The 16,905-nt window shown below is 53.2% G+C and carries 15 protein-coding genes; 7 read left to right on the top strand and 8 right to left on the bottom strand.

All coding sequences use genetic code 11. The features are described from left to right. Positions 1–32: 32 nt before the first annotated feature. Positions 33–929 (bottom strand): DUF58 domain-containing protein, encoded by an 897-nt coding sequence (locus tag ACR9EC_RS08405; RefSeq protein ID WP_435298781.1) that lies wholly within the window; start codon positions 927–929, stop codon positions 33–35. A gap of 40 nt (positions 930–969) precedes the next feature. Further along, on the bottom strand, positions 970–1,974 hold the full coding sequence (locus tag ACR9EC_RS08400; protein ID WP_435300639.1) for an AAA family ATPase: 1,005 nt from the start codon (positions 1,972–1,974) through the stop codon (positions 970–972). Between the two features lie 154 nt (positions 1,975–2,128). Here ACR9EC_RS08400 and ACR9EC_RS08395 point away from each other — a divergent pair, with 154 nt between their 5' ends. Beyond that, the gene (locus tag ACR9EC_RS08395; RefSeq protein ID WP_435298780.1) at positions 2,129–4,228 is read left to right on the top strand and encodes a cytochrome c oxidase assembly protein; all 2,100 of its coding nucleotides are present in this window, start codon (positions 2,129–2,131) and stop codon (positions 4,226–4,228) included. Here ACR9EC_RS08395 and ACR9EC_RS08390 read toward each other — a convergent pair. Further along, on the bottom strand, positions 4,225–5,118 hold the full coding sequence (locus tag ACR9EC_RS08390) for an aminoglycoside phosphotransferase family protein (RefSeq protein ID WP_435298779.1): 894 nt from the start codon (positions 5,116–5,118) through the stop codon (positions 4,225–4,227). The two genes, ACR9EC_RS08395 and ACR9EC_RS08390, sit on opposite strands and share 4 nt — an antisense overlap. Positions 5,119–5,199: 81 nt before the next feature. Here ACR9EC_RS08390 and ACR9EC_RS08385 point away from each other — a divergent pair, with 81 nt between their 5' ends. Beyond that, positions 5,200–7,071: an NHL domain-containing thioredoxin family protein gene (locus tag ACR9EC_RS08385; protein ID WP_435298778.1), complete on the top strand. Its 1,872-nt coding sequence runs from the start codon at positions 5,200–5,202 to the stop codon at positions 7,069–7,071. A 72-nt stretch (positions 7,072–7,143) separates the two neighbouring features. After that, the gene (locus tag ACR9EC_RS08380; protein ID WP_435298777.1) at positions 7,144–7,815 is read left to right on the top strand and encodes an HAD hydrolase-like protein; all 672 of its coding nucleotides are present in this window, start codon (positions 7,144–7,146) and stop codon (positions 7,813–7,815) included. 24 nt (positions 7,816–7,839) lie between these two features. Here ACR9EC_RS08380 and ACR9EC_RS08375 read toward each other — a convergent pair whose 3' ends face one another. Then, on the bottom strand, positions 7,840–8,457 hold the full coding sequence (locus ACR9EC_RS08375; RefSeq protein WP_435298776.1) for a TetR/AcrR family transcriptional regulator: 618 nt from the start codon (positions 8,455–8,457) through the stop codon (positions 7,840–7,842). A 741-nt stretch (positions 8,458–9,198) separates the two neighbouring features. Between ACR9EC_RS08375 and ACR9EC_RS08370 the strand changes: the two genes are divergently transcribed. Genes ACR9EC_RS08370 through ACR9EC_RS08355 form a run of 4 tightly spaced genes read left to right on the top strand, consistent with a single transcriptional unit; the run spans position 9,199 to position 11,179 of the window. Then, positions 9,199–9,672: a hypothetical protein gene (locus ACR9EC_RS08370; protein WP_435298775.1), complete on the top strand. Its 474-nt coding sequence runs from the start codon at positions 9,199–9,201 to the stop codon at positions 9,670–9,672. A gap of 27 nt (positions 9,673–9,699) precedes the next feature. Beyond that, positions 9,700–10,215: a hypothetical protein gene (locus tag ACR9EC_RS08365; protein ID WP_435298774.1), complete on the top strand. Its 516-nt coding sequence runs from the start codon at positions 9,700–9,702 to the stop codon at positions 10,213–10,215. Continuing rightward, on the top strand, positions 10,212–10,691 hold the full coding sequence (locus ACR9EC_RS08360; protein WP_435298773.1) for a hypothetical protein: 480 nt from the start codon (positions 10,212–10,214) through the stop codon (positions 10,689–10,691). The genes ACR9EC_RS08365 and ACR9EC_RS08360 overlap by 4 nt, the downstream gene beginning before the upstream one ends. 2 nt (positions 10,692–10,693) lie before the next feature. Further along, a complete protein-coding gene (locus tag ACR9EC_RS08355; RefSeq protein ID WP_435298772.1) occupies positions 10,694–11,179 on the top strand; it encodes a hypothetical protein in 486 nt (161 codons plus the stop codon). Between the two features lie 25 nt (positions 11,180–11,204). On the opposite strand, the gene ACR9EC_RS08350 is transcribed toward ACR9EC_RS08355, so the two are convergent. From ACR9EC_RS08350 to ACR9EC_RS08335, 4 genes are all read right to left on the bottom strand, one after another. Further along, a complete protein-coding gene (locus tag ACR9EC_RS08350; RefSeq protein WP_435298771.1) occupies positions 11,205–11,711 on the bottom strand; it encodes a DUF4395 domain-containing protein in 507 nt (168 codons plus the stop codon). A gap of 158 nt (positions 11,712–11,869) precedes the next feature. Next, positions 11,870–15,310 (bottom strand): MMPL family transporter, encoded by a 3,441-nt coding sequence (locus tag ACR9EC_RS08345; RefSeq protein ID WP_435298770.1) that lies wholly within the window; start codon positions 15,308–15,310, stop codon positions 11,870–11,872. A gap of 3 nt (positions 15,311–15,313) precedes the next feature. Continuing rightward, positions 15,314–15,967: a TetR/AcrR family transcriptional regulator gene (locus ACR9EC_RS08340; protein WP_435298769.1), complete on the bottom strand. Its 654-nt coding sequence runs from the start codon at positions 15,965–15,967 to the stop codon at positions 15,314–15,316. A 52-nt stretch (positions 15,968–16,019) separates the two neighbouring features. Continuing rightward, positions 16,020–16,868 (bottom strand): SDR family NAD(P)-dependent oxidoreductase, encoded by an 849-nt coding sequence (locus tag ACR9EC_RS08335; protein WP_435298768.1) that lies wholly within the window; start codon positions 16,866–16,868, stop codon positions 16,020–16,022. Positions 16,869–16,905 lie beyond the last annotated feature (37 nt).

Raw genomic sequence — 16,905 nt, 5'->3', positions numbered from 1 at the left:
ATCGTGATACCAATGTGTGCGGGGGAACAACGCTAAGGCAAGTGCTTCTGCTTCCTTACAGCCAAAGTGAACCGTTGAATGGCATGATCCTCAGAATCAACAACAACATTGACAATCCCGTTGCGCTGCAAAATATCAGCAGTTTCTTGACGATGCTGTTCAACATACTGCGAAGCCTGCTGACGCAGCTTGGGCGCATTTCCAAAAAAACGAGGCAAATCAAACGGGCGGTCAACATCACGAACGTCCGCACCGCTGCCAAGCCGTAACCCAACAAAAGGCGAAGCGTCAGAAACCTGAAGAACCATAACCTCGTGCTTCACCTTCAACTTACGCAACGCATCTTCATGCTCTTTAGCGGGACGAGCCTCGTCGGTAAGGAGCACCAGCAAAGAACGACGCTGAATTGACGTCAACGCACGATCCAACACACTACTGAGCTGGCTGCCCGGCGCCTGCACATCAAACATGGCATCAAGTGACGTCAACATGACCTCTAAATCTTGGGTGCTGTTACGTGGCGGACGCTGCACAAGCCGCTCCTCATCGCCGGCAATCAACGCCACACGGTCGCCACGATCCCGAGCCACATAGGCAACAATCGACGCCAAAAACAATGCAACATCGCTTTTACGCACACCCGCCGACGAAACCGCAGACATGTTCCGGCCAGTATCCGCCAACAACACGACAGTCAGATTGGACTGCTGCGCAAAACGACGAATGATAGGGATACCCGCACGAGCAGAAGACTTCCAGTCAATGTCACTGACATCATCACCGGGGCTATACAAAGACAAGTCATCAAAATCTTGACCGTGCCCTTTAAAAATAGACTTGTGAAACCCCTCAAGAAGCCCCGACGCGCGTTTCAAAACAGGCAACTCGATGTGCGCCCGCACATGTGCCAGCCGAGAAATTTCTGCCATCAGTTGCCGCCTTTACCGTAAACACAAGTGCGCATGGCACCTATGGAGTTGGAACCGCGTTAAAAGCAGCATCAATGATCTCTTCAACACTCACGTTGTTCGCCAACGCATCAAAAGTGCGCACAATACGGTGACGCAACACGCGGTGGCTCACCCGTTTAATATCATCAGGCACCACAAACGCGCGGCCCGATTGAATAGCTAACGCCTGACACACCCGCATCAACGCGATAGAACCACGCGGTGAAGCACCAACTCGCACCTGCCCCATAAGCCCAGCAATAGGAGCCGGACCGCCGCCACGAGTCGTATTAATAACATCCACAATGTACTGCTTCACCGCAGTATCAACGTACACGCGGTCAACCATGGACTGTAAAAGTTTCACATCAGACAAGCTCACAGGCTGCTGTGTAATCTCAGCGCTTTGAGTCCCCGAAGAAACACGGTTCAGCACCTCAACTTCTTCGCTTGGCAGCGGATACGTCAAAATCTGCTTCATCAAGAAACGGTCCATCTGTGCCTCAGGAAGCACATACGTTCCCTCTTCTTCAATAGGGTTTTGAGTCGCCAACACCATGAACGGGTCAGGAAGCCGATACTCAGTACCACCAATAGTGGTTTGCCGTTCCTGCATCGCCTCAAGCATCGCAGACTGTGTTTTAGCAGACGAACGATTGATCTCGTCAAGAAGCACAACGTTTGCGTGCACCGGACCAAGCTGAGTCGTAAAAGAACCAGTGCCGTAATTGTAGATTTGTGTTCCAACAATGTCGTTAGGCATCAAGTCAGGAGTGCACTGAATACGGTGGAAACTACCACCCACAGACGCAGCCAGAGTCTCAGCAGCAGTGGTCTTAGCAAGCCCCGGAACACTCTCAAGAAGAATATGCCCACCCGCAAGAAGAGTAGAGACAAGAGACTCACGAAGTTCGTTTTGCCCAACAACCTTCGCATCAAAAATCTCATTAATGCGATTCACTAAGGTGTGCGCGTGAGATAACTCATCAGGGGTGATATTGCCTTGGCCGCGTTGGGACACAATGCTGCCTTCCGGTAGCTGGTAAACATGCTGGATACTGTCCAAATGACTGTGCCTAGTATGCCAGTAGTCGCCCCCACAACACTGTGAGCAAGCAAATTGTGCACAAATCTTCCAAGAGTTTCTCGGAACGTGGTCAGGGCAATACAGTGGAACGGTGGAATCCCCAGTACGTGCCCAAGCAAAACCCCGCAACAGCAGCCCCGACAATCGGAGCCTCACGCGTCTCATTGTCGTCGCGTTAGGTAGCGCCGTTGCGGCTGCACTTGTTGCGCTCGTCGGCGCCGCATTCTTTACAGCCGCTTTCGGTCCGCAAACTCTTGCCGACCCCGGCCCGCTGGTGCGGTGGGGACTAAGCGTATCCACAGTTCTTACCGAGCTCTCCATCGCAGTAACCGTCGGCGCACTCATGCTCGCCGTGTTTGTGGTGCCAGGTGGCGGTCAAGCACGACGCACACGAAACACCCGCACACCCGCGCACCCCTCACCGATCTTCACCTCAACGATGACCGTGGCGGCATACGGTGCAGGCGCTTGGACACTCACAGCACTCGCGAAGCTCCTCTTTGCTGGCGCAAACACAATCGGTGTCCCACTCAGCGACCCCAACTTTGGGTTGCAATGGGCAACATACGTAACAAAAATCCCGTCAGGGCGCATGCTTCTCGTCATTGTGCTCGTCGCTGCTATCGTCACCGCCCTGTGCGTACTGGTCAGCGGCCCTGTTGGCGCGATATGGACACTATCCGTAGCGTCACTCGTTTTCGTATTTATGGCATTGATGGGCCACGCCGCAGGAAGCGCAAACCACGAACAAGCCGTGTCAGCAATGTTCCTCCACCTTGTGGGCGCAGCCGTGTGGATAGGCGCACTCGTAACAATCGCTTTCCTTTACCTCAACTCACGGCTACCACATGACGACCTCACCGCCACCGTGACACGGTACTCAACCATTGCCGGCTGGTGCTTCGCCCTCGTCGCAGCATCAGGTTTAGTCAACGCACTCATCCGCTTAGGTGGGATGAGCGGACTAACCACCGACTACGGGATCCTCATCCTCGTAAAAACAGCAATTTTCATTGTGCTGGGCGGATTCGGTTGGGCACACCGCACGTACGTTATCAACAAAATTTCTGTTACCCGCGGACGAATCAGCGGACACCTGCCACGCCTGTTCTGGCAGCTCGCAGCAGCCGAACTCGTCATCATGGGAATGGTCTCAGGCGTATCAGTAGCGTTGGGTGGAACCAACCCGCCAGACGAAGGCCTACCGTCAAGCGACCCCTCACCCGCATACCTCATTACAGGAAGCGAACTACCCCCAGAACCCACAGCCACATCCTGGTTCACGCAATGGAAACTCGATTCCCTGTTCGCTTTCCTCTGCGTTGCTGGCCTGATCGTGTACTGGCGTTGGGCAGCACGCCTGCACGCCCGCGGTGATAGCTGGCCATGGATCCGCACCGCCTCATGGACCATCGCCATGATCATGCTGGCATGGGTCACCTCCGGCGGGCCCGCCGTATACGGAAAAGTACTATTCTCCGCGCACATGGTCATGCACATGATCATGGCCATGGTTATCCCAATCTTCTTAACCAGCGCGGCGCCCATCACCCTACTCATGCGGGCAGTACCCGCACGCAAAGACAACTCCCGCGGACCACGAGAATGGGTACTCGGCATCATCCACTCCCGCTACGGACGGTTCTTCTCCCACCCGATCGTCGCGGCCGTGAACTTCGCCGGATCAATGATCCTGTTCTACTACACACCATTCTTCGAATACGCGATGAGCACCCACATAGGGCACATCCTCATGATCGTGCACTTCACGCTCGTCGGATACTTCTTCACAAACGCACTCATCGGAATCGACCCGGGCCCAAACAGGCCACCCTTCGCGCAACGACTCCTACTGCTCTTAGCGACGATGGCCTTCCATGCTTTCTTCGGCGTCACCCTCATGGCCTCCCACTCACTACTCGCCGCAGACTGGTTTGGCCTCATGGGAAGAACATGGGGGCTTAGCGCAATCGAAGACCAACAAAAAGGTGGCGCAGTAGCGTGGGGGATCGGTGAAGTCCCAACCGTAGCGCTCGCCATCATGGTTGCAGTGCTGTGGGCAAAAACAGACGAACGGGCAGCCCGACGCAGAGACCGCCAAGTAGACGAATACGGCGATCAAGAACTGGAAGAGTACAACAAGATGCTCGCCCAAAAAGCCCAAGAAGACGAACTCAACCCCCGCAACTAGAGTTCCAGCGCTGTCACCGCGTTACGCACAACAGCGAGAGTTCCCTCCACAGATTCAAGGTTGTCGTCTTCCTGATGCCACGCAGCAGAAAGGCAGCCGTACGCTACAAGCCAGCGCAGATAGCGTTCGCGCATAGGTTTGTTGTGCAGGCCTTCAAGGTGGTGAACAACAAGTTCTAACCGGCTAGTAAACACGTCCAGACGAGCCGCGAACGCAAGCTGTGGATTAAACATGAGATTGCAGTAGTCAAACGTGCTTTCCCCGTGCAGCCCCTTAAAGTCAATAAACTTCCACTGCCGTGCGCCCTCACGCGTTTGACGATCATGCGCCACACCAAAATAAAGAAGATTCCCGTGATGAGCATCCCCATGCAGATACGTGACATCAAGCGGTTCTGCCAGTAGTTCACGCGCAAACTCAGCACCCACACGCAATAACTGCGCATAAGGTCCATCCAACGGATGGTGAAGAAGCGAAGCAAAACGCTGAGACAAAGAAGTAAACAAACCCGTGTGAGAATGCGGCTGTGCGTCATGCAATGCAGCAATCCGCTCACACAACAACGTGGTAGACGCCGAATCAAAACCCAACGACACAGACGTGTCAGCCCGATACATCACCGCAGAACACGCAACATCAGAACCATCAAGCCACAGCACAGGGGCGACAGGCGCCGTAGGACAATCAGCATGCCAATTGTGTTGCACGCGCATCCCGATACTTTCTTCCGCAATAAACGCACACTTAAGAACCAGTGCAGAAGACACGTAGGGGAGAGGCGACCCTGCCCCCACCCGCAACGGAACAATAACCCCAGTAGCAGTCTCAAGCGGCGCGAAAGCACTATGCACATCAACACGCCCGTGTATGCGCTCCAGCGCAGAACGCACACGCTCATTTTGTATGGGGAGTTCCATATTTTTCACATCCAGATCAGCACGATTACGTACAGGCAGTGTAAAACTAGGAACGTGCCAGAAACGAACTCCAAACTCTCCCTCGCAAAATTTGACCTACCTAAAGTACGCGCCAGCGAATTACGCGGACGAGGATGGCTCAACACAAACGGAGTGGACATCACTCTTGAACAACTGCGAGGAAAAATCGTCATCCTCGACTTTTGGACGTTCTGTTGCATCAACTGCTTGCACGTTTTAGACGAACTACGAGAACTTGAAAAAACCTATTCCGACTCGCTCGTCGTCATTGGAGTGCACAGCCCAAAGTTTGTGCATGAAGCTGACCCGGTGGCGCTCGCTGACGCGGTTGAACGGTATGAGGTGCATCATCCGGTGCTGGACGACCCGGAACTGTTGATGTGGCGTGAATATACGGCTCGTGCGTGGCCAACGCTTGTTGTTATTGACCCGGAGGGGTACATCGTCGCGCATATGGCTGGTGAAGGGCACAAAAACAATCTTGACGCGTTGTTGCGCACGCTTGTCGACGAGCACGAGGCTAAGGGGACTCTTCACCGCGGCCAGGGGCCGTTTGCGCTTCCTGAACCGCAGCCGTCGACGCTGCGGTTCCCGGCAAAAGCGATTGTGTTGCCGAACGGTAATTTCATGGTGGCTGATGCGGGACATCATTCGTTGGCTGAACTTGAGCCTGATGGCGTCACATTGGTGCGGCGTATCGGTAGTGGTGTGCGCGGGTTTGCTGACGGGCTCATGCAGGAAGCCCAATTTTCTGAGCCTAACGGGTTGTGCATGCTCCCACCTGAGTATGCGATGCATGTGGGGTATGACGTTGTTGTTGCCGATACCGTGAATCATGCGTTGCGTGGGGTGCGGTTGGCGGACGGTCATGTGCAAACGTTGGCGGGTAATGGCCAGCAGTTTATTGTTGGTGGCCCAGATAATGACGAGCGGTTGTCGTCGCCGTGGGATGTGGTGTGGTCTGGGCAGCATGCGGCGTGCATGATTGCGATGGCTGGCAATCACACGTTGTGGCTGTTTGATCCGATGACGCAGGAAGCCTCGTGGTTTGCGGGGACCATGAATGAGGGTGTGCAGGACGGCGCTCCTGATGAATCGTGGTTTGCGCAGCCTTCAGGGCTGGCTGTGAGTATTGGCGACGATGAGGTGCAGCGCGTGTGGGTTGCTGATTCTGAGACGTCGGCTTTGCGTTGGGTGTCGAATCAGAACGAGATTCATACGGCTGTGGGTCAAGGTCTTTTTGATTTTGGGTTGCGTGATGGCGCTGCCGCTCAAGCGCTTATGCAGCATCCGTTAGGGGTTGCTGTTTTACCTGATGGCTGTGTTGTTATCGCTGATACGTATAACGGTGCCGTGCGTCATTTTGATCCAGGGACGCAACAGGTGACAACGTTGGCTACTGGTTTGCGTGAGCCGTCGGGGCTTGTGGTTAAGCAGACTGTTGATGGCGTGGTTGTTGTTGTGGTGGAGTCTGCTGCGCATCGTTTGACCCGTATCGCAGTGGACGAGGGTTTGGGTCGGGTGATTGAAGGGGACGTGCATCAAACGAAACGTCCGGCGACGAACATTGCTTCAGGGCAATGCGAAATATCTGTAGTTTTCACGCCAGCACCAGGCCAAAAATATGATGACCGGTATGGTCCGTCGACACGGTTGACGATTTCTGCGAGCCCAGCTGAGTTGTTGCTTGAGGGCGCTGGAACGACGGTTGAGCTGAATCGTGTGGTGCGTATTAACCCAGATATTTCTGGTGGTGTGTTGCATGTGACTGCTCAGGCAGCGAGCTGTGACGCTGACCCTGCTGTAGAGTTTCCAGCTTGCCATTTAGCGCAGCAAGACTGGGGTGTTCCAGTGCAGGTGACAGCGGATGGTGAACAGAATGTGGTGCTACCGCTGTTGGGCTAACTGCGTGGGGCATGCGGTGATGTAACTCGCATTCGACGGTTGTGTTGCCTTGGGTGACTTATCCTGCTGAGTATGGCTGCTACGCGTGAACTGATTCTTTTTGACCTTGATGGCACTCTCATGGATTCTGCTCCGGGGATTTTGGAGTCAGTGCAGTATGCGTATGTGACGCTTGGTTTGGAGTGCCCTGATCTTGAAACATTACGCACGTTTGTTGGCCCGCCATTGCATGCGAGCGCTGTGCGTCATGGCGTTCCTGCGGACATGGTTGACGAGTTTTTAGCTGCTTACCGTGTTGCTTTTGTTGACGGTGGGATGCTCAATAACTCTGTCTATGATGGGGTTCGCTCAGTGTTGAAAGAGCTGCAATTGGCTGGGAAGCGAATGGCGATTGCGACGTCTAAACCTGAGATTTTTGCACGTCAAATTTGTAGACATTTTGATCTTGATCAACATTTTGAGTTCATTGCTGGTGCCACGTTGGACACAAGCAGATCATCTAAGAGTCTCGTGGTTGCACACGCGTTAAAGAACCTAGCTGAGAGCGAGCAAGGTCTTCCTGCTGTAGGCCAGATGGTCATGGTTGGGGACCGTGAGCATGACGTTTTGGGCGCACGAGAGCATGGCATTGACACTATTGGTGTCACGTGGGGGTATGCGCAACCGGGTGAGTTGGTTGAGGCTGGCGCGTCTGCTTTGGTTGAGGAACCACGTCAGTTACTTGATGTGTTGTTGACCGCTTAGCGTTGAGCGGCCGTAACGCATGGTTTAGTAACGGCGCAGCCCTGGAGCTGGCATTCGTACACCAACAGCCCTAAGCACGAACTCTTCGGTTGCTTCGATCCACTGTTCGCGCAGGATTGGGTCGTCTGGTAGGGACCGGCCGGTTAGGCACGAGTTGACGAGTGCCACGGATGTGTCGATGTTTTGTGGCGGGAACTCGCCCGCGGAGATGCCTGCGCCGAGGATGTCTCGCAGGATTTCTTCTATGACGTTGACGTGTTCGCGTAGGCGTTGTGCAGCACCCCGGGAGAGGACGGAACGTAGTTCGGCGCCTGGGGTGATGTGGAAGACTCGGTTGAGTCGGGCTTGAGCGCGAATGTATGCGCGCAGCCGTTCTACGGGTTCGTGAATGTCAGCGATGGATCGTTGCAGGTTCTCGACATATTTTGAGGTTTCATGCTGGATGTATCCCAGCAGAAGCGCTTCTTTGTCTGCAAAGTGGTTGTAGACGGCGGTGCGTCCGACGCCTGCTGCTTGTGCTATTTCTGCGAAGGAGATTGCGTCAAAGCCGCGTTCTTCCATGAGTGTTGCCAGTGCAGTAAAGAGGCGTTGACGTGTTTGTTCCCTGTGCTCGTGTAGGGAACCTCCAATGATCTTTGGCATTCTGACATTGTTTCATAATTCGTCATGACCGAATGGGGCCTTGGTCCCCGTGTGGCGCGGTGCGCCTACATCGTTTACGTGCTGTGAAGATATTCTATTATTCCCTTTTTGAGTAGCTCCTGCAGGGTTGCGTTTGATGCTTCTGCGGTGCGTCCAATAGCGAGCCGTCCTGTGCTTATTTAAAGGTGTGTGTTCGCGCAGATAAGAGTGTGTGTTGTGGTGTGTGGCGCATGCTGCCTGTGCATAAAGTCTAGTTATCCACAGCCTAGTGGCAGCCCTGTGGAAGATTTTATAAAAGCCCAAAACGCTTTGTGGATAAAAATGTGCATAACTTCTTTTGTTATGTGGAAACCTTGATTTCTAGCCGATACGAGCCGTGTGGTTATCCACAGAGTTATTCACCGATCATAGAGTTTTCCACCGTCCAAACTGTGGATAAGTGGGTGAAATGATGATGGTGTGACTGATGAAGATTCAACTTGTCCACAGCTAATGTTGTGTTTGTGCAAGGTCCTACCACTACATGTAGGGGCATGGCATTTTTTTGCTTCATTGCGGTCGTCCATTTTCTGGAATCCACATAACTCATGGGAAGAGGTGCCCTAGTGGTTGGGGTTGACGGGCAGAGCTATGGAACTCATTAAGTGCTCTTGTGGATGGGATAACTGTTTCAACTTTATTCACATTACTTCTGTGGATCGCTGGTTTATGGGGAGCAAGCTGCGAGTACACTGACATGTTATGAGTGGTTTACCTGCAAAGATGCGTGATGATGAGATTGAGGGTGTTCGTAGGGTTCGGGCTGCTCTTGTGTTAGCGCAGTTGGATTATCGTCGTGAGATTGCTGCGTTGAGTCAGCGCGGGTATGACGTGCGTGATATGGCCCGTGCTGTTGGGGTTCCCGGGTATAAGTTCGCTGAAACTGTGCGGGTAGCTCAGGAAACTGCCCCTATTCCTGAAGGATTTTCTGGGGCAACAGTTCGTGAGATTTGCCAGCGTTATTTCCTAGGTCAGATCACTCAAGAACAAGTCATCCATGAACTCACAACGTGGGACTACGTCATCCCAGAACCCCCAGGTGAAGGGGCAGAATACGACGACCTAGGAATCAACACCCCCGGCTCAATAGATGAAATTGGATGGGCTTTCGACGATGGCTTCTTAGACGGAGAATCATATGACCACCTCATGGAGATTCTGCCGGCTGAGTACTGAGCATGACCGAATTTTCTGTGGAAGAACATGTCGGACGATACTGAAGAGGCGGCAAACGTGAGTGGTTTACCTGCAAAGATGCGTGATGATGAGATTGAGGGTGTTCGCAGGGTTCGGGCTGCTCTTGTGTTAGCGCAGTTGGATTATCGTCGTGAGATTGCTGCGTTGAGTCAGCGTGGGTATGACGTGGCTGATATTGCTCGTGCTGTTGGGGTTCCCGGGTATAAGTTCGCTGAAACTGTGCGGGTAGCTCAGGAGACTGCTCCTATTCCTGAAGGGTTTTCTGGGGCGACGGTTCGTGAGATTTGCCAGCGTTATTTCCTTGGGCAGATCACTCAAGAACAAGTCATCCATGAACTCACAACGTGGGACTACGCGATCCCAGAACCACGAGAACTCGGAGAATTCGAAGAATACGAAGAACTCCCGCCTTCTCCGCCTAACTCTCTCAACGACGTCGTGCAAGCTTGCCAAGACGGCGTCTTGGACGGAACGACCTACGAAACAATTATTCGTGCTGTGATGAAAAGGCGGCAAGCGTGAGTGGTTTACCTGCAAAGATGCGTGATGATGAGATTGAGGGTGTTCGTAGGGTTCGGGCTGCTCTTGTGTTAGCGCAGTTGGATTATCGTCGTGAGATTGCTGCGTTGAGTCAGCGTGGGTATGACGTGGCTGATATTGGGCGTGTTTTAGTGCTTCGTCTGGACACATTTCCTGAAACTGTGCGGGTGGCTCAGGAGACTGCTCCTATTCCTGAGGGGTTTTCTGGGGCGACGGTTCGTGAGATTTGCCAGCGTTATTTCCTTGGGCAGATCACTCAAGAACAAGTCATTCATGAACTCACAACGTGGGACTACGCGATCCCAGAACCACGAGAACTTGGGAAGTTCGAAGAATACGAAGAGCTCCCGCCTTCTCCGCCAAACTCTCTCGAAGAAGTAGGCAAGGCGTTCGACGATGGGCTTCTTGAAGGTGAAGTCCACAACACAATTATTCGGGCTGTATTGAAAAGGTGGTAATTGTGAGTGGTTTACCTGCAAAGATGCGTGATGGTGAGATTGAGGGTGTTCGTAGGGTTCGGGCTGCTCTTGTGTTAGCGCAGTTGGATTATCGTCGTGAGATTGCTGCGTTGAGTCAGCGTGGGTATGACGTGCGTGATATGGCCCGTGCTGTTGGGGTTCCCGGGTATAAGTTCGCTGAAACTGTGCGGGTAGCTCAGGAAACTGCCCCTATTCCTGAAGGATTTTCTGGGGCAACAGTTCGTGAGATTTGCCAGCGTTATTTCCTTGGGCAGATCACTCAAGAACAAGTCATCCATGAACTCACCATCTGGGACTACGTTATCCCAGAACCCCCAGGTGAAGGGGCAGAATACGACGACCTCGGCATCAACACCCCCGGCTCAATCCAAGAAATCGGTTGGGCCCGCAGTTCCGGTTATTTGGATGGCAAAACCTACGACTCAATTCTTAAATCTTGGGTAGAGAAACAGAATGAAGGAAACTAGCGCCGATTAGCTTCATTGCCCAGAACTATGCGCGTTCTACGGCGGATTTTTCCGGAACAGAACCAAAAGTCACCGTGGTGCAGGCTTCGCATACGTTTGCTGGAATGAGACCCCATTTTTGTAGGTGAGCGAAAATCCAGCATCCTAAGCAAAAACCGGCAAAGGCTTCGAGGCTTGCTGCAATAAGAATGAGAGTCAGCGCAATCCACGCCGCAGGTTCATGCCCTGCAAGATATAGGACTGAAGCGGCGGAAGTTAAGACGGCGCCGATCCCTTGAGCAAATCTTTTGGGCGGTCCAGGGACAAAACGTGGCATCCCTAACCGGGGTGCGATCAGTTTTTGTGCAGCCCAGCCGAGCGGAGATAAACGCGGACCTGCAAGGCATCGACCAATGAAACCTAACGTCACAATAAATAAGAGCACAGGCCATTGGGTGATCAGCGTGACTGCAACCATGGCAACGACACCAGCCGCGACTACGCGCGCGGCTTTTTCGTTGACTGGGTTAGGAAAACTAAAGAATGAAGCCATGCCTTGAGTGTGAGCGCATGTGGTTGATCATTCAATTGAATGTTCACTATGTGAATAAAGGTAAACCCACATGAAGCGTGTGTTTAAAACGCACAATCTTCAAAACAAGAAGGGGGTGACACCGGAATCCGGTGTCACCCCCTTACTAAGACGCGTTATTACACAGACGCGTTCTGTGTCTCTTGCGCTGGGTGCTCGTCGAGAGACTTGTTCAGGCTTGCTCCCTCAACATCGACATCAGGTAACACCTTATCGAGCCAGCGCGGCAAGTACCATGCTTTATCGCCGAGCAAGTGCATGACCGCTGGGGTGAGTGTCATTCGCACGATAAACGCGTCGAACAATACGCCCACAGCGAGGGCGAACCCGATAGGGCGAATCATCGTCAAGTGACTGAAGACGAAGCCAGCGAACACAGAAACCATGATCAGTGCCGCAGCAACAACCACAGGTGCCGCATGGTCAAAGCCCTCACGTACTGCCTTGCGGGCATCGCCGCCGTGAGCGTAAGCCTCGCGGATAGCTGTCACAAGGAACACCTGATAGTCCATTGCGAGACCGAACAAAATACCCGTCAACAAGATAGGTAAGAAGCTCATGATTGGTCCCGGAGCATGCACATCAAAGATGGCACCGAACCAACCCCACTGATATACGGCAACTGTTGCGCCGAATGCGGCCGCAAGCGATAGCAAGAACCCAAGCGTTGCAATGACTGGCACAACAACCGATCGGAATACCAGCAGCAACAGCACAAGCGACAAGCCAACGACAATTGCTAGGTAAGGAGGCAACGCTTCAGTGATTTTTTCACTCACATCAATTTGTGCGGCAACTTGTCCTGTGACGGCTGTATCTACGCCTGTGGCATTGAGTATCTCGTCGTGCATGTCACGCAGAGTATGCACAACTTGTTCTGTTTCTGGTGCTGCAGGTCCTGTTGTTGGAACCACTTGAAGCGCACCATAAGTGAGGTCTTCGTTGGTAGCCACAGGAATAGCGGTGAACACACCATCCACCTTGGCGATACGTTCTGCAACATCGAGCAGCGCGTCGTCGGCTTCGGCTTCAACACCAGATACTGGAAGTTCGGCAAGAACAATCAGTGGACCGTTAAAGCCGGCACCGAACTCATTCGACGTGATTTCGTAGGCTTGCTGCCCATCTGACCCGTATTCTTCAGAGCCGCCATCAGGGAGCGCAGTAACCAAAGACTGTACAGGCAATGCAATAAGCACCAGTACAGCAACAGAAGTAATCGCTGATAGCCACGGACGTTTGGTGAGGGACGAAGCCCACCACATGCTAGCGCTTGCCCCGTGGCGAGTCGCTGTAGTGATGGACGCATGCTGGCCGTGACCAGCAGCCACCGCCTGTGCACGACGAGCGCGACCCTTCTTAGTGAGGATTTTTTCGCCAAGTACGCTGAGCACTGCCGGAGTGAACGTGAGCGATAGCAGCACGGCCATAAGTACAGTGAACGCGGCTGACACACCCAGCACACCAATGAAAGGCAAACCGGATACGAGTAGCGCCGACAACGCAATGATCACTGTGAGACCAGCAAAAACAACCGCGTTGCCGCTCGTTCCGATAGAACGAGCAATGGACTCTCGAGTGTCCATGCCGCTGAGCAGCTGCGATCGGTGTCGGTGCACGATAAACAGGGAGTAGTCGATTCCCACGGCTAGACCCAACATGAGGGCAAGCGCAGGGGTGATACTTTGCATATCTATGAGGCTGGAGAACGCGAGGGTTGTTCCGACACCTGCGGCAACTCCCAGTAACGCAACGATGAGCGGCAATCCTGCGGCGACGACTGTGCCAAGCATGACGAGCAGTACGATACCGGCGATGACGAAACCGATAACTTCGCCTGGGCCAAAGATGGAGTTCAGGTCGGAGACGATTTCTTTGGAGAAGAGGGTTTTTACGCCAACTTCCGCAGGCCCGTCAGCGAGAGCTTTAATGTTGTCGCGCTGCTCTGCGGTGAGGGATTCTGCTTGGTTGTAGAAGAGGACTTGGCTGATTGCGGTGGTGCCGCTTTCAGAGATGAAGCGAATAGGTTCGGAAAGTTGTGCGGTGCGTTCACCGCGTGCAAGTTCTTCTTTGCCGTCTTCAAGTTGTAGTTCTCCGTCAGCGATTTCTTTGACGGCGTCTTCAATTTTTGCTTTGTTGGTTTCGAGTTCTTCTTTACCGTCAATGATTTGTTGGCGGCCTTCGGCTAATGCTTTTTCGCCGGCTACGAGTTTTGCTTCGTTGGCGTCTAACTCTGCTTTACCGGCATTGTATTGGGCGAGGCCTTGTTGGTATTGGGTGGTTCCTGCAGCGAGTTCGCGTTCACCTTGGGCGAGGCGTTGTTGGCCTGCACGGAGTTGCTGCGCTGAGGCCGCAAGTTTTTTCTTTCCGGCTTCTAACTCAGCAGTTTTTTCGGTCAGTGTTTTTTCTGCTTGAGCTAGTTTTTTATCGGCTTGCTTAAACTGGGCTGGTGCTGCAGCGAGTTGGGTGTAGCCTGCTTGTGCTTTGTCGAGTTTTGCTTGTTCTTGCGCTAGTTGGGTGAGGCCTGCGTCGGCTCGTTGCAGGTCTGCTTCAACTTGTTGGATGCCGTCAAGAACGTCTTGATATTCAGGAGTGCCAGTTTCACCGTCCTGCTCCATTTGGGTTTTTCGCGTGTTGAGGTCACTCAGCTGTGCTTCAAATTGAGTCTTTTGAGTGGTTGCTTGATCGGTGCCAGCATCAATCTGTGCTTGCGCCGCAGAGATAGCGGCTGGAACCTGATCGATGGTGGATACGCCAAGACCTGTAGTGAGTTCTTGAACTCCAGCGTCGTAGGCTTTCTTTTGCGCAGCTAACTCTTTCTTGCCTGCCTCAAGTTGCGCTTTTCCATCTTCGAGTTGTTTCTCTCCAGCTAAAAGTTGCGCGCGCCCAGCCTCATATTGTGCTTGCCCGTCGGCCAACTGTTTTTTGCTGGCTGCTAGTTGCTTTTCACCTGCCGCAAGTTTCGCTTCAGCAGCATCAAGTTGTGCTTTAGCATCAGCGAGTTGGCGCTTGCCGTCCTCGAGTTGAATACGGCCCTCTTCAAGCTTTGCCGTGTTCTCTTCGATTTCTTTCTCACCAGCAGCAAGGTCTTTTTCGCCCTGTGCGATCTGCTCTTCTGCATCAGCGATCTGCGCGCGAGCATCTTGTAGTTTCTGCTCGTTGTCAGCAATTTCTTGCTTGCCTTCTGCGATGAGTTGCATCGCGCCATCTAACTCGTTTTGGAGTGTAAATGGGTTGGTGACGCTGCGAACTTCTTCCATTGATTCAAGCTGAGAGACAGTGTCCCCAATGGCAGCTTTTTGTTCGTCGGTGAATGGTTCGCCGTTTTCGGTAGTGAAAACGATGGAGCCGTTTCCTCCGGAAAGTTCGGGTAGTTCCTCGTACATGACGTCGAGGACTCGTTCAGTCTCCGTTCCAGGTAGAGAGAACGTATTGGAGAGTTTCCCCATGAAAAGGCCTGCAAGAAGGCCAATAAGGGTCAAGATCGCTACCCAAGCGGCGATGAATTTCTTTCGGTGGTCGAATGCGGCGTGACCTAACCGATACAGGAACTGTGCCATAACCTAGTGGCCCTTTGCGTGTGAGACAGAAACGATCGTGGGGAAACCGTCTTTGACGATTTCCATTGCTGTGGTGAGTTTTTCTTTCAGTACGGCGGTGTCGTGTGGGGTGAGTTCCTCGCCGAGGGTGTCGTGCCAAGCACTAAATGCTGCTTTGCTTGCCCCAATGACTGTGTTGCTGAAAACGCTCAAAGCGAAAGGGTCAGTGTGTGGGAACCGTGTGAGTAGCCGTTGGGTGAGTTCGTGGCTGCTGGTTTCCCATGCCGCATAGTGGTTTGCGGTGAGGCTTGGCGACTTTTCGCATTGTGCGTACAGCAGGGCAATCGACTCAAGGAACTGCTGGTCAGCGAGAACATGCAAGGCGCTGATTGCGGTTTCCATGAGTGGTTGATCGAGTGGATATTTGTCGAATTCTTCTATTGCTCGGTCGAGTGCGTCGGTTACTCGGACGTTGAATGCTTCGTCGAGTGATGAGAAGTAGTTGAAGAATGTGCGGCGTGAAACATCGGCACGGTCGGTAATCATTCCGATGGTGACGTGTTCGTATCCGACTTCTCCCAGTAGGTCGAAGGCGGCATGCGCTATGGCATCGCGGGTTGCTGCTTTGTTGCGTTCGCGTCGTGAAGCCACGACGGAGGGTTCGACAAAATCATTCACACTATTACACTAAGTGCAATGTTGCACTCAGTGCAATGGCGTGAATGCCGTTTCATGTTCCAGAATGGCCAGAAAAATTATCCATAGAGGAATACACCTTAAAAAGCTTGTCCGCAGTAACATCCCACGCAGCAGTCGGTAAGACCCCGCGCACAGCCATCGCAAACTTCACTGTCCACGGCTTCGTGACGAGCGGCTGCCCAACAATCATCCCGTTCCACGCCGCACGAGCAGCTTCTTGCGGAGACAAAATAGGAGTCAACAACGGCCCGCGAGCACCCGCAAACATGCCCGTTGACACATACGACGGACAAAACGTCGTTATTTTTACATGCGAATGACCATGCTGGGCGAGCTCCAGCCGCACCGAATCACTCCAGCCAATAAGCGCCCACTTTGATGCCGCATAAACAGACATGTTCGGGTTCGCTAAGGTACCTGCCGCCGACGCAATATTAAGCACACGCTTTTCTCGGGCTTTGCGGGCAATCATGTCAGGCAAAAACTCACGTGTAATCCACATGGGGGAGAGCGCGTTCACTGTCATGATCGCAGAAATATCCCGTTGCGGATCGTGCTCCCAAAAAGGTGCCCCGCGCACAATCCCCGCATTGTTAATCAAAATATCGGGGTGGCCAATCAGATCACGAATCTGCGCTGCACCCTGCTGTACTTCTTGAAAATCTGAGAGGTCACTGGTGCAGATTTCCACCCGTGTCGATGGTGAAGTGAGTTCGTCGCTTAGCTTTTGGGCGGCAGGCTCATCCACATCCCAGAGGACGATAGTGGATGCGCCGCGCGCTGCGGCTTGGCGGGCGTAGAGCGCTCCCATGCCACGCGCACCCCCAGTGATGAGTATGCGCGCTCCAGAGACGATGCTCTTCGAAGGATTCAACTTCATATGCACCTACTTGTGTGTTGGCTGCAAGTTACATCCG

Origin of the sequence: Timonella sp. A28 (assembly GCF_051200815.1) — a bacterium.
In the GTDB taxonomy this organism is placed as follows: Bacteria; Actinomycetota; Actinomycetes; order Actinomycetales; family Cellulomonadaceae; genus Timonella.
This window is presented reverse-complemented; position numbering and strand designations above follow the sequence as displayed.

Bases quoted from the DNA above. Each gene is read 5' to 3' on its own strand.
- ACR9EC_RS08345 (WP_435298770.1), bottom strand. From the start codon at position 15,310: ATGGCACAGTTCCTGTATCGGTTAGGTCACGCCGCATTCGACCACCGA.
- ACR9EC_RS08380 (WP_435298777.1), top strand. From the start codon at position 7,144: ATGGCTGCTACGCGTGAACTGATTCTTTTTGACCTTGATGGCACTCTC.
- ACR9EC_RS08375 (WP_435298776.1), bottom strand. From the start codon at position 8,457: ATGCCAAAGATCATTGGAGGTTCCCTACACGAGCACAGGGAACAAACA.
- ACR9EC_RS08405 (WP_435298781.1), bottom strand. From the start codon at position 929: ATGGCAGAAATTTCTCGGCTGGCACATGTGCGGGCGCACATCGAGTTG.
- ACR9EC_RS08350 (WP_435298771.1), bottom strand. From the start codon at position 11,711: ATGGCTTCATTCTTTAGTTTTCCTAACCCAGTCAACGAAAAAGCCGCG.
- ACR9EC_RS08335 (WP_435298768.1), bottom strand. From the start codon at position 16,868: ATGAAGTTGAATCCTTCGAAGAGCATCGTCTCTGGAGCGCGCATACTC.
- ACR9EC_RS08370 (WP_435298775.1), top strand. From the start codon at position 9,199: ATGAGTGGTTTACCTGCAAAGATGCGTGATGATGAGATTGAGGGTGTT.
- ACR9EC_RS08365 (WP_435298774.1), top strand. From the start codon at position 9,700: ATGTCGGACGATACTGAAGAGGCGGCAAACGTGAGTGGTTTACCTGCA.